This window comes from Burkholderia catarinensis (assembly GCF_001883705.2).
Classification (GTDB): domain Bacteria; phylum Pseudomonadota; class Gammaproteobacteria; order Burkholderiales; family Burkholderiaceae; genus Burkholderia; species Burkholderia catarinensis.
In genome coordinates this window covers 20,165-32,634 of the sequence record NZ_MDEQ02000018.1, presented here as the reverse complement: position 1 = coordinate 32,634, position 12,470 = coordinate 20,165, and the positions used below count along the sequence as shown (strand labels likewise).

Sequence of the window (12,470 nt, the reverse complement as noted above, 5' to 3'; positions counted from 1 at the left end):
CACCGCCCTCGTGCGGCAGGGTTGCTTCGTTCGCGGCGCGCATGTATCGACATGCTCGAGCTGGCGCGCCAGATAGTGGCCGACGAGTGTGGCACACTTCGCTGTGTTGCATCCGTCATTGGTTTCGTCATAACGTGGTCTTTCATTCCTCACCCTCCGCTGCACACGGCGCGCCCGGGCCGGCCGGTACGGATCGCCTGTCGATTTCCATCGTGACGTTTCGTCCCGATCAGGCACTGCTGGCGCGGACCTTGTCCAGCGTTGAGACGGCCCGCGGGTCACTCGAGCATTCATCTCGCGAACTCGCTGTTGACGCATTCCTGGTCGACAACGGTGGGGAGGCGACCACGCTCGCCGAGATTCGGAGCGGCCTCGGCATGACGGAAATCGACTACACGACGCTGACCGGGCACGGCAACGTCGGCTACGGAAGAGGCCACAACCTTGCCATCGACGCGACCGACAGCACCTACCACCTGATTCTCAATCCGGACATCGACGTCGAGCCCGATGCGCTGGTGCGCGCGCTCGATTTCCTCAATACGCATCCGGAGGTCGGCTTGCTCACACCGTGGATCGGTGACGATCACGGTCACGCCCAGTACCTGTGCCGCCGCTTCCCGGCGCTGCTCGATCTGCTAGTCCGCGGCTTCCTGCCGGCGCGCATGCGCCAATGGTTCGCCGGGCGCCTCGCCCGCTATGAAATGCGCGACGTGATCAACGACCGCGACATCGTCTGGGACCCGCCGATCGTCAGCGGCTGCTTCATGCTGTTCCGCACCGATGTTCTGAAGAAGCTCCGCGGTTTCGACCCACGTTATTTCCTCTACTTCGAGGACTACGACCTCAGCTTGCGCACGCATGATGTCGCGCGCGTCGCGTACGTGCCGTCGGTCCGCGTGATCCATCACGGCGGCGGTGCCTCCCGCAAGGGCTTCGCGCACATCCGCATGTTCGCCGCGTCGGCCTTCAAGTTCTACAACCGCTTCGGCTGGAGGCTCTGGTGAGTCACCTCGTCATCACCGGCGCGAACGGCTTCGTCGGCCGTGCGGTCTGCCGCCGCGCGCTGGAGGCCGGGCACACCGTTACCGCACTGGTACGGCGTCCGGGCGGCTGCGTCGACGGCGTGCGCGAATGGGTGCACGGCACCGCTGATTTCGATGACCTGGATGAAGGGTGGCCGACCGATCTGGCAGCCGATTGCGTGATCCATCTCGCCGCTCGCGTGCACGTGATGCGCGACGAGTCGCCCGATCCCGACGCCGCGTTCGACGCCACCAACGTCGCCGGCACCCTGCGCCTCGCCGAGGCGGCGCGCAATCACGGTGTCCGCCGCATCGTGTTCGCGAGCAGCATCAAGGCGGTAGGAGAGGGCGATGGAGGTGTGCCGCTGTCGGAAGCATTCGAACCCGATCCGCAGGATGCGTACGGCCGTTCGAAGCTGCGTGCGGAACGGCAACTCGCGCAGTTCGGCGCGTCGGCGGGGCTTGACGTCGTCGTCGTTCGTCCACCGCTCGTCTATGGCCCGACCGTCCGCGCCAACTTCCTGCGGATGATGGACGCGGTCGCGCGCGGGATGCCGCTGCCGCTCGGCGCCATCGCCGCGCGCCGCAGCCTCGTCTACGTCGAAAACCTCGCCGATGCGCTGCTGCGTTGCGCAATCGACCCGCGCGCGGCCGGCGAATGCTTTCACGTCGCCGACGACGACGCGCCGTCAGTCGCGGGCCTGCTGCGTCTCGTTGGCGATGCGCTCGGCAAGCCGGCGCGCCTGCTGGCGGTGCCGCCGGCCCTGCTGCGTGCCGTCGGCAAGCTGACCGGTCGCAGCGCGGCGGTCGACCGCCTGACCGGCAGCCTGCAGCTCGACACGGGCAGGATCAGGCGCGTGCTCGACTGGCATCCGCCCTATACGACTCGCCAGGGCCTCGAAGCGACCGCCGCATGGTATCGTTTGCGCGATACACGAAAATAAATAAGCCACATGCTTCTCGCGAATCCCACCTGGCTCATCACGGCCGCGGTGGCCCTGGGCGCCGCACTCGCTTCGACGACGATTCTCCGTGCGCTGCTCGCCACCGGCCTTGCCTGGCGCCTCGCCACCGATATTCCGAACGATCGTTCGCTCCATACGCTGCCGACGCCGCGCGTCGGCGGATGGGGCATCGTGCCGGTGTGCGTCGTTGCACTTCTGGCGCTGGCGCCACGACTCTGGCTGATCGCCATCGCCGCAGCAGGGCTGGCCGCGATGTCGCAGATCGACGATCGGCGCGGGCTGCCGGCCCGCGTGCGATTCTCGGCGCACCTCGCGGCAGTCGTCGCGCTGATCGTCGTCTTTCCGGCCGACGCGCCTTGGTGGCTGCTCGTCGGCGTGGGCTTCGCGATGGTCTGGCTGACGAACCTGTACAACTTCATGGACGGCGCCGACGGCCTCGCGGGCGGCATGGCGCTGTTCGGTTTCGGCGGGTACGCGGTCGCGGCGCTCGATGGCGTGCATGCATCGCCCGATCTCGTCGTGGCGGGCGCGGCGGTCGCCGGCGCGGCGTTGGGCTTTCTTCTGCTCAATTTCCACCCGGCCAGACTGTTCCTCGGCGACGCCGGCTCGATTCCGCTCGGATTCCTGGCCGGCGCGCTGGGCTACTGGGGCTGGCGTACCGACGTCTGGCCGATCTGGTTTCCCGCGATGATGTTCGCCCCCTTTATTGCCGATGCATCTGTAACACTTTTGAGACGTCTGTTACGCGGAGAAAAGTTCTGGCAAGCGCACCGTGAGCACTATTATCAAAGGATGGTCCGATCGGGCGTAGGCCACGGTCGGACTGCTCTTTATTGGTACCTCATCATGCTCGCAGGCATAATTGTCGCCGTGTGGGCGAAGGGTCGCCCCGAACTGCAGCAATGGCTGTCGTTTTTCGTGTGGTATGGCGTCCTGGCATGGCTCGGATGGTTGATCGACATGCGTTGGCGCCGGTTTCAGGCGGCCGCTGAAAACAATTCTTGAGGTTTCCCGCCGATGTTTCGATCCAAAGCATCTTGGCTGTCACTGAGTGCTTTCCTGTTCGACCTGACGGCGGTTGTCGCGTCATGGTTATTTGCCTATCTCGTTCGTTTCAATGGCAGCGTTCCGCATGATTTCCTGAGCGGCGCGCTGATGGCGCTGACGTGGGTGCTGCCGGTGTACGCGCTGATGTTCCACGGGTTCGGCCTGTATCGCGGGCTTTGGGTGTTCGCGAGCCTGCCTGACCTGATGCGCATCGCGAAGGCGGTGGTCGGCGGCGGCGTGATCGTGATGATCGGCGCCGTGATGTTCCAGCCGGTGCCGATCATTCCGCGCTCGGTACTGCTCGTGTCGCCGCTGATGCTGTTCCTGGCGATGGGCGGCGCGCGCGCGCTGTATCGCGCGACCAAGGAGTATTACCTGTACGGCGGGCTCGTCGGGAAGGGCAAGCCGGTGCTGGTGCTCGGCGCCGGCACGGCCGGCGCGAGCCTCGCGCGCGAACTGTCGCGCTCCGGCGAATGGCGCCTCGTCGGCCTGCTCGATGACGACGTGACCAAGCAGGGCCGCGAGGTCTACGGCTACAAGGTGCTGGGCTCGTTCAACGACCTCAAGCACTGGACCGACGCGATGAAGGTCGAATACGCGATCATCGCGATTCCATCTGCGTCGGTCGAGATGCAGCGCCGCGTCGCGACGTTGTGCGTGCGTGCTGGCGTGAAGGCGATGGTGCTGCCTTCGCTGACCGCGCTGATGCCGGGGCAGGGTTTCCTGTCGCAGGTGCGGAACATCGATCTCGAAGACTTGCTCGGCCGCGATGCCGTGACGATCGACACGCCGCACGTCGAGGCGCTGCTGCGCGGTCGCGTCGTGATGGTGACGGGCGCGGGCGGCTCGATTGGCTCCGAGCTGTGCCGGCAGATCCTGCGTTTCGCGCCGGCGCAGCTTGTCGCGTTCGACCTGTCCGAGTATGCGATGTACCGGCTGACCGAGGAGTTGCGCGAGCGCTTTCCCGACCTGCCCGTCCTGCCGATCATCGGCGACGCGAAGGATTCGCTGCTGCTCGATCAGGTGATGTCGCGCCATGCACCGCACATCGTGTTCCACGCGGCTGCCTACAAGCATGTGCCGCTGATGGAGGAGCACAACGCGTGGCAGGCGCTGCGCAACAACGTGCTCGGCACGTATCGCGTGGCCCGCGCGGCGATCCGCCACGATGTGCGTCACTTCGTGCTGATCTCGACCGACAAGGCCGTCAATCCGACCAACGTGATGGGCGCGAGCAAGCGCCTCGCCGAAATGGCCTGCCAGGCGTTGCAGCAGACGAGCGAGCGCACCCAGTTCGAGACCGTGCGCTTTGGCAACGTGCTCGGCAGCGCGGGCAGCGTCATTCCGAAGTTCCAGCAGCAGATCGCGAAAGGCGGCCCGGTAACGGTCACGCACCCGGAGATCACGCGTTTCTTCATGACGATCCCGGAAGCGTCGCAACTCGTGCTGCAGGCGTCGAGCATGGGACGGGGCGGCGAGATCTTCATTCTCGACATGGGCGAGCCGGTGAAGATCGTCGATCTCGCGTGCGACCTGATCCGTCTGTACGGGTTCTCGGAAGACCAGATTCGGATCGAATTCACGGGGCTGCGGCCTGGCGAGAAGCTTTACGAGGAACTGCTCGCGGACGACGAGACGACCACGCGCACGCCGCATCCGAAGCTGCGGATCGCACGCGCGCGGGAAGTGCCGGACCATCTGCTCGACGAATTGTTGCCGTGGCTGATGCAGCACCGCGTGCTGAGTGACGACGAGGTGCGGCGCGATTTGCGGCGCTGGGTGCCGGAATATCAGGCGGCTGTCGCGCCGATGCTGCAGAGCGTGCCGAAGCGATCTGCGTCGAACGTTTGACGTCATCGACAACGCGCGCGGCCGACGCCACCGGGAGTATCTCCGGTCGGGTGGTGAAATGAAATATCCTCGAGAGACAGCATGCCGTTAGCCGGCTTTATCCGCCTCGCGCTGCCGTCGATGCTGGTGACGGTCGCGTTATGCCTACTGGCAGCGATCATTGCAAACCGGTCCGCCTTTTACCGCCGCCATGTCGATGAAGAAATGGCGGCCAACCGGTTTCATTCGATCGACGGGTTGCGTGGCCTGCTGGCAATCGCCGTCATGTATCACCACGCGGTGATCAGCTACTTTTTCTATGTGACGGGGCGCTGGGACGTGCCGCCCTCACGGCTCGCCACGCTGTATGGGCAGGGCGGTGTCGCGATGTTCTTCATGGTGACGGCGCTGCTTTTCTGGAGCCGGGCGCTGGCAACCGGTGGGCGCCTGGATCTGCGGCGGTTTTTCCGCTCTCGCGTGCGGCGTATCGTGCCGATGTACGTGGTTTCGGCCGGCACACTGGTCGTCACTGCGCTGGCCCTGACGCATTTCCGGCTGAACAGCTCGCCGATGCAGGTGGTCAAGGACGTTGCGGCGTGGCTCCTGTTCACGTTTCCCGGCACCCCGGATATCAATGGCTTGCCGAACACGGGCCTGATCAACACGGTCTACTGGACGCTCGTCTACGAGTGGAAGTTCTATTTGCTGTTTCCGGTGCTGACGCTGTTCACGAGCCGACGGCTGGTGTGGGTGTTGCTGATCGTGTCGGCGGTGCTGGTCGGGTGGTATTCGGCGAACCGGATCGAGTGGTATTTCGTGTGCGGCGCTTTGGCGGCAACCCTGCTTGCCCGGTACCCGAATATCCACGCGCGGCTTTGCGGCGCGACCGGCTCGGTACTCGTGCTCGTGTTGCTCGCCGTCATTCTCCGAAGTGTTTCGACGGCCTACGATCCGGTTGCCGTACTGCTGTTCCTTACCGTGTTTTTCATTATTGCGTGTGGCAACACGATGTTCGGTCTTCTGACGTCGAGGCCCGTCCGCCTCCTGGGAATGGTCAGCTACAGCATTTACCTGTCGCACAATTTCGTGCTGTATCTGGCATTCAGGCTGGTTAACCACGTCAAGGATGTCGCCGCATTGACGGTGCCTGCCTTCTGGTTCGTGACGGCTGTCGCTTCCGTGCTGGTTGTCCTGCTGTCCGTGCTGACGTATCGATACGTCGAGTTTCCTTTTCTGGGCGGGGCGGCGTTGAAACGATCGTCTCGCGCGGAAGTCGGGCAAGCGGCGCGCGTCTAGCCGGATCGTTGCCGTGCGGCCTGACAGGGCTCGGCGGCTCTATGCCCGCGCCACACCTTGCGCACGATCACCCACCGCGGCGCCCTGAACCGCACGATGCCGAGGTACGGCCGCTCGTAGGTCAGCGCGAGCAGCACCACAAGCATGAACAATCATTGCCGGCTTTTCGGCAGAGTCCGACCCGCTCGAGTTCGACTCGATCAATATCCGCGCCGGACCCGACGCACGATTGTTCCCCTTCAGCCTGAACCGCGCGATGCCGATATACAGCTAGCTGCACGCGGCTGAGCGCGAACCGCACCAACGGCCCAATCTCGGATGGAATTGGCCGTTCGCGTCCGCGCGTGCCACCAGGTTCCGTTCATTTGACTACCGTCCCATTTCTGCATATGTTTTATCACGTTAATCGGACGATTGAGCACGAAGGCGACTTTCTCTGAAAGTTGCCGTTCGTGCTCGCTCGCTTCCGATGCTTGCGTTGTCCGCTCCGGCGGCGGCGAGCAGGCCTGTCAGCGATCGGGGGCGGTAGTCAAGAGCGATTGAAAAATCAAACAAGAAATCCACAATCGATATTCATCCGATGAAAACGCGGCATATTGTCAGGGGAATGAGCGCGGCACTCATGGTGCTCGCGCTGGCCGGCTGCGGTGGCGGCGACGACGCGAGTCCTGCTGCGGCCACTGCGCAGGCCGGCAAACTGTCGGCGCTGCGAGGCGCGGGCAACGTGGTGAGTGCGGCGCCGATGAGTGCGACGGCGCCGGTCCATGTTGCGCTCGTGCTCAAGCTGAATGACGAAGCCGCGTTGAACCGCTTTCTGCAGCAAGCGCGAACGCCTGGCAGTGCCAGCTTCGGGGCCGTGCTGAGCTCCGCGCAGATTGCCGAGCGATACGCGCCCACCGCCGGGCAGGTCGCCACCGTGAAGGCCTATTTGGGAAGTAAGGGCTTCACGAACGTCAAGGTGGCCGGCAACAACATGATTGTCGAAGCCGATGCCCCGGCCAGCGTAATATCCGGCGTGTTCCAGACGACACTGGTACCGGTCGCGATGGCGGACGGCAGCAGTACGCATATCAACACCGCTCCGGAGACGGTGCCCGATGCGATCAGTGGGGTCGTTCATGGGGTTCTGGGGCTGGATACCGCGACTCGCCTCCGCCCGCATTTCGTGCGTGCTTCCGTTGCCAGCGGTGCGCCGAGCACAAACGCGTCGCCGACAACTTCCGCGGTCACGGTGGGGCACAACCCGACGCAGTTTCCCGCCATCTATTCCGTCGGCAGCGCTCCGACGGCCGCCAACACCACGATCGGCATCATTGCCGAAGGCGACGTGACGCAACCCGTCATCGACCTGGCTACGTTCGAAAGCAACAACCAGTTGCCCGCCGTTCCCGTTTCGGTGATCAAGGCCGGGACGCCTAGCGCCGACACGAGCGCAAACATGGAATGGTCGCTCGACAGCCAGACCATCGTCGGGATGTCTGGCGGCGTCAAGCAGCTCAATTTCTACGTTGCGTCATCCTTCGCGTGGAGCGATATGGCGCTCGCGATCAATCGCGCCGTGAACGACAACACTGCCCGGGTCGTCAACATGTCGATCGGCGGGTGCGAGAACTGGGCGTCGACAGCCGCCATCGACACACTGTTCGAGCTCGCCGTCGCACAGGGGCAGACTTTCTCGATTAGTTCCGGAGATTCAGGCAGTGTGGCATATGGCTGCACCGGCACGGCGGTGGAATACCCGGCCAGTTCGCCCTATGTCGTATCCGTAGGCGGCACGACGCTCTATACGAACGGGAATGGAAGCTACGCCGGCGAGACCGCCTGGGACTCCAGCGGTGGCGGCATCAGCGGCTTCGAACCGATTCCATCGTGGCAATCCAGCGTACCCGCGCTCAAGGGACGAGCATTTCGCGGCCTGCCGGATCTTGCGTTCGACGCTGATCCCAACAGCGGCGCGTTGGTCATCGTCGGCGGACGACTCGAGACGGTCGGCGGCACGAGCCTGTCTGCGCCGCTGTTTGCCGCGACCTGGGCGCGTCTGCTGTCCGGCAGTTGCGCGACGAACCTCGGGTTCGCGGCGCCCACGATATACAGCGTTCAATCGACGACCGGGTCCATCTTTCGTGACGTCACCTACGGCAGCAACGGCGCGTACAGCGCCGGTTCCGGATGGGACTTCGTGACAGGCTGGGGCTCGCCGAATGTGAGCGTGCTGCATTCCGCGATATGCGATCCGACGGCCCCGATATACGGCGGCGTGATCAGCGAAGGTACGACGCTCAAGCCGGGGCAAATCGTATATTCGGCTTCCAGAAGCCATGAACTGGCCATGCAGAATGACGGCAACCTCGTGCTCTACAACACGGCCAATGGTGCCGCGGTGTGGAATTCCGGGACGAATGGAAACGTCGGGGCGTATGCCGTCTTTCAGACCGATGGCAATTTCGTGGTCTACAGCGCGAGTGGCAAGGCGTTGTGGTACTCATCGACCAATGGCGTACCTTATGGTCAATACCTTGCGGTACAAGACGACGGCAACCTGGTGATCTACGAATCGCACGTGCCGGTATTTTCCACGGGGACCAATACTACTGGCTACGCGACCTCTTCAAGCGGCGCTGCCGTCTGGAGCGGTGGTGTCATTATCAGCAATGGCCAAGGTTTCACATCAGGCAACGGCGCAAGCGTCCTCGTCATGCAAGCCGATGGCAACCTGGTGCTGCTTCGCCAAGGTGTCGTGCAATGGAATTCCGGTACATCCGGTCACACCGGCGCTTTTGCCGCCATGCAAACGGACGGCAATCTCGTCGTTTACAGTTCGGACCATACGCCCCTGTGGTATTCCGGCACGAGCGGACATCCAGGAGGCGCCACATTTGTTCAAGATGACGGTAACGTGGTGATTTATACGCAGGTGCCGCACTGGAACACAAATACTGCTGGAACTTAGTATTCGGATTGTCGGTGACGGAAGATCGTGGGGCCGGCTGCGCTCATTGTCCGCGCCGCTCCTTCCTCACCACCATCCACCTCGGCACCCTGAACCGAACGATACTGAGGTACAGCCACACATAGGTCAGCGCGAACAGCACCACAAACACGAACAGGTGCACCGTGTGCCGCCAGAACAGCGTCGCGGGAATCACCGCGACGAGGCACAGCAGCCACAGATACGGCGAAGTAAGCGAATTGCGCCGCGTGAGATCATGCGCGTGCTTCGTCCCGACAGCCCAGCGCATCAACCGCTTGTACACGAGCATATGAAGATGCACGCCGTCCGGAATCCCCGGCGAGATCCCGCGGATGAATTTCTTCCGGTAGATCGAGAAGCAGGTCTCGAAGATCGGATACATGAACAGCAGCACCGGGTACCACGCGGACACTTCCCGATTGCGCATCACCAGCATGATCGCGAGCTCGGCAAGCATGAAGCCGATGAAATACGCGCCGCCGTCGCCGAGAAAGATCAGCCCGGCCGGGAAGTTCCACAGGAAGAAGCCGAGCACGGCGCCCATCATGATGATCGACGCGGACATCACGATCGGGTCGTGGACCTGGAATGCCACGTACGCGAGCGACGCGAACATCATGAAGCTGACCATCGAAGCGAGCCCGTTGAAGCCGTCGATGATGTTGATCGCATTCGCGAGCGCCGCGACCGCGAGCACGGTGACGAACGCCGAAATGACCACGTAACCGAGCAGGAAATCGAGCGGCGGCACGCTGATGCGCTTGACCGCGATGCCCAGCAGCCAGAACGCGAGCGCGGCCGCGCCCATCGTGCAGAGCAGCCGCGCGCGCGGCGACACGCGCTTGGTCAGATCCTCGACGAGGCCGGACAGGAACGCCGGTAGCCCGCATGCGACGATGCCCAGAATGCTGCCGGCGATCGTCGGATAGTGCCGCGACACGATCAGGGCCCCAATGACGACCCCGGCGAGGATCCCGATGCCCCCGACCCGCGGCACCGGCCGCACGTGGAATTTCTGCACGCCGGCCAGGTCGCTGTCGATCGAGAATTTCTCGTGCAGATGCGCGTAGCGCACGATGAACAGCGTGACGAGCAGGGAGACGATGAAGCCGGACGCGAAGCTGAGCATGGGATCGCTCGAAAAATGGACAGCGGATTATACAAAACCGCGCGGGTTCCCCTCCTGCCATCGCCAGTGGTCGGCACACATTTCTTCAATGCCGAGCGTCGCGCGCCAGCCGATGAGGTCGGCGGCGGCCTGCGGGTTCGCGTAGCACTCGGCGATGTCGCCGGGGCGGCGCGCGACGAGTTCGTACGGCACCGGGCGGCCCGACGCCTTCTCGAATGCGCGCACGACTTCCAGCACGCTGTAGCCTTGCCCGGTGCCGAGGTTCACGACGAAGCTCGCGTCGCGCTTCGCCAGCGCGTCGAGCGCGGCGATGTGCCCCTTCGCGAGATCGACGACGTGGATGTAGTCGCGCACGCCCGTGCCGTCCGGCGTCGGGTAGTCGGAGCCGAACACACGCAGCTTTTCCAGCTTGCCGACCGCGACCTGCGCGACATACGGCATCAGGTTGTTCGGGATGCCGGCCGGATCCTCGCCGATCAGCCCGCTCGCGTGCGCGCCGACCGGGTTGAAGTAGCGCAGCGTCGCGATCCGCCACGACGGGTCGGACACCTCGAGATCGCGCAGGATCTGCTCGGCGATCAGCTTCGACTGGCCGTACGGGTTGGTCGCGGACAGCGGGAACGATTCGTCGATCGGCGAGCGCTCGGGCACGCCGTACACGGTCGCGGACGAGCTGAACACGAACTGCCTGACATTGCGCTCGCGCATGACCTTGAGCACGGCGAGCAGGCCGCCGATGTTGTTCTGGTAGTACTCGAGCGGCTTCGCGACCGATTCGCCGACGGCCTTGAGCGCCGCGAAATGGATCGTGCCGGTGATCGGGTGCGCGTCGAACACCTTTGCGAGCGCGGCTTCGTCGCACACGTCGACCTGATGGAACGCGGGCGTCTTGCCCGTGATCCGCTCGATGCGGCGCACGGATTCGGCCTTGCTGTTGACGAGGTTGTCGACGATCACGACGTCGTAGCCGTTGTCGAGCAGCTCGACGGCCGTGTGCGAGCCGATGTAGCCCGCGCCGCCGGTAACGAGGATGGTGCCTTTAGCGGTCATTGCTGATGCGCTCCTTCAGAGTGTGAATCCGGTTAACGAATGGATGGTCTCCCTGTAGCGCTCGACGACCTGCTGCTCGTCGAACTCCGCCGCGACCTTCTGCCGGCCGCGTACGCCCATCGCCGCGCGGCCTTGCGGCCCGAGCGAGATCATGCGATTCAGTTGCTCCGCGAGGCTCGCGCTGTCGCGCACACGGCACAGGAAGCCCGTTGCGCCGTCGGCGACGACGTCGCGGCAGCCCGGCACGTCGGTCGCAACGATCGGGCGGCCCATCGCCGATGCTTCCATCAGCGTGCGCGGCACGCCTTCGCGGTACGACGGCAGCACGACGCAGTCGGCCGCCGCGATATGCGGGCGCACGTCGTGCGCCTCGCCGAGATACTCGATCACGCCTTCGTCGACCCATGCGTCGACATCCGCGCGGCCGATCGCGCTCGGGTTGTCGACGCCGAGCGGGCCGAGCAGCTGGAAGCGCGCGTTCGGGAAGCGGGCACGCACGATGCGCGCGGCCTCGACATATTCGCGCACGCCCTTGTCCCACAGCAGCCGGCCGATCAGGATGAAGACGGGGGCTTCGCCGGCGGGCAGCGGCGCGGGCGCGAACTGTTCGAGATCGACGCCTTCGCCGTGCAGCAGCCGCGCGCGGTCGGGATGCGCGAGCAACTGCTCGTCGGTGAAGGTCGCGAGATCGTCGCGGTTCAGGAACCACACTTCACGCGGGAAGCGGAACGCGAACCGGTACAGGCGCTTCGCGACGCTCGCCGCGCGGCTCTTCTGGATGAATACGTAGCCGAGCCCGGTCGTTACCGCGATCGACGGCACGCGCGCGAGCCACGCGGCAACCGAGCCGTAGATGTTCGGCTTGATCGTGTAATGGAACACGAGATCGGGCTTCAGCGCGCGGTAGCGGCGCACCAGCGCGGCGAGCGTGCCGAGATCCTCGCGCGGGCTCGTGCCTTTCGATGCGACCGCGAGCGCCACGTAGCGGCAGCCCATCTGCTCGAGCAGCGGCACCGTGCGGTCGTGCGGCGCGATCACGATGACCTCGGCGCCGCGCGCGACGAGCGCACGGATCAGCCCGTGGCGATACGTATGGATCGCCCAGGCCGTGTTGCAGACGAGCGCAATGCGCAGCGGGGAGGTGGCGGCCATGAAAA

The 12,470-nt window shown here is 64.4% G+C and carries 9 protein-coding genes; 6 read left to right on the top strand and 3 right to left on the bottom strand.

What is annotated here, in order from left to right; translation table 11 throughout:
* Window positions 1–212: 212 nt before the first annotated feature.
* The 6 genes from BFF94_RS26035 to BFF94_RS26010 all read left to right on the top strand — a co-directional run bounded on the left by BFF94_RS26035 (window position 213) and on the right by BFF94_RS26010 (window position 9,113).
* Entirely contained in the window at window positions 213–1,007 is a 795-nt protein-coding gene (locus tag BFF94_RS26035; RefSeq protein ID WP_372454311.1) for a glycosyltransferase family 2 protein, read from the top strand.
* A complete protein-coding gene (locus BFF94_RS26030) occupies window positions 1,004–1,969 on the top strand; it encodes a UDP-glucose 4-epimerase family protein (RefSeq protein ID WP_128843035.1) in 966 nt (321 codons plus the stop codon). The genes BFF94_RS26035 and BFF94_RS26030 overlap by 4 nt, the downstream gene beginning before the upstream one ends.
* Window positions 1,970–1,978: 9 nt before the next feature.
* Window positions 1,979–2,995, top strand: a complete 1,017-nt coding sequence (locus BFF94_RS26025; RefSeq protein WP_128843036.1) for an MraY family glycosyltransferase — start codon at window positions 1,979–1,981, stop codon at window positions 2,993–2,995.
* Between the two features lie 12 nt (window positions 2,996–3,007).
* The gene (locus tag BFF94_RS26020; protein WP_128843037.1) at window positions 3,008–4,888 is read left to right on the top strand and encodes a polysaccharide biosynthesis protein; all 1,881 of its coding nucleotides are present in this window, start codon (window positions 3,008–3,010) and stop codon (window positions 4,886–4,888) included.
* Window positions 4,889–4,969: 81 nt separating this feature from the next.
* The gene (locus BFF94_RS26015; RefSeq protein ID WP_128843038.1) at window positions 4,970–6,163 is read left to right on the top strand and encodes an acyltransferase family protein; all 1,194 of its coding nucleotides are present in this window, start codon (window positions 4,970–4,972) and stop codon (window positions 6,161–6,163) included.
* A gap of 622 nt (window positions 6,164–6,785) precedes the next feature.
* Complete coding sequence (locus BFF94_RS26010) at window positions 6,786–9,113, top strand: protease pro-enzyme activation domain-containing protein (RefSeq protein WP_246637411.1); 2,328 nt, start codon at window positions 6,786–6,788, stop codon at window positions 9,111–9,113.
* 43 nt (window positions 9,114–9,156) lie between these two features.
* Here the strand turns inward: BFF94_RS26010 and BFF94_RS26005 are convergent, their stop codons facing one another.
* From BFF94_RS26005 to BFF94_RS25995, 3 genes are read right to left on the bottom strand one after another with little or no spacing between them, the layout of a single operon-like run.
* On the bottom strand, window positions 9,157–10,263 hold the full coding sequence (locus BFF94_RS26005; RefSeq protein ID WP_128843040.1) for an MraY family glycosyltransferase: 1,107 nt from the start codon (window positions 10,261–10,263) through the stop codon (window positions 9,157–9,159).
* Between the two features lie 27 nt (window positions 10,264–10,290).
* A complete protein-coding gene (gene galE / locus BFF94_RS26000; protein ID WP_128843041.1) occupies window positions 10,291–11,313 on the bottom strand; it encodes a UDP-glucose 4-epimerase GalE in 1,023 nt (340 codons plus the stop codon).
* Window positions 11,314–11,328: 15 nt separating this feature from the next.
* Complete coding sequence (locus BFF94_RS25995) at window positions 11,329–12,465, bottom strand: glycosyltransferase family 4 protein (protein WP_128843042.1); 1,137 nt, start codon at window positions 12,463–12,465, stop codon at window positions 11,329–11,331.
* Window positions 12,466–12,470 lie beyond the last annotated feature (5 nt).

Coding starts and splice junctions, on each gene's coding strand:
- BFF94_RS26025 (WP_128843036.1), top strand. CDS start 1,979: ATGCTTCTCGCGAATCCCACCTGGCTCATCACGGCCGCGGTGGCCCTG.
- BFF94_RS26020 (WP_128843037.1), top strand. CDS start 3,008: ATGTTTCGATCCAAAGCATCTTGGCTGTCACTGAGTGCTTTCCTGTTC.
- BFF94_RS26015 (WP_128843038.1), top strand. CDS start 4,970: ATGCCGTTAGCCGGCTTTATCCGCCTCGCGCTGCCGTCGATGCTGGTG.
- BFF94_RS26010 (WP_246637411.1), top strand. CDS start 6,786: ATGGTGCTCGCGCTGGCCGGCTGCGGTGGCGGCGACGACGCGAGTCCT.
- BFF94_RS26005 (WP_128843040.1), bottom strand. CDS start 10,263: ATGCTCAGCTTCGCGTCCGGCTTCATCGTCTCCCTGCTCGTCACGCTG.
- galE (WP_128843041.1), bottom strand. CDS start 11,313: ATGACCGCTAAAGGCACCATCCTCGTTACCGGCGGCGCGGGCTACATC.
- BFF94_RS25995 (WP_128843042.1), bottom strand. CDS start 12,465: ATGGCCGCCACCTCCCCGCTGCGCATTGCGCTCGTCTGCAACACGGCC.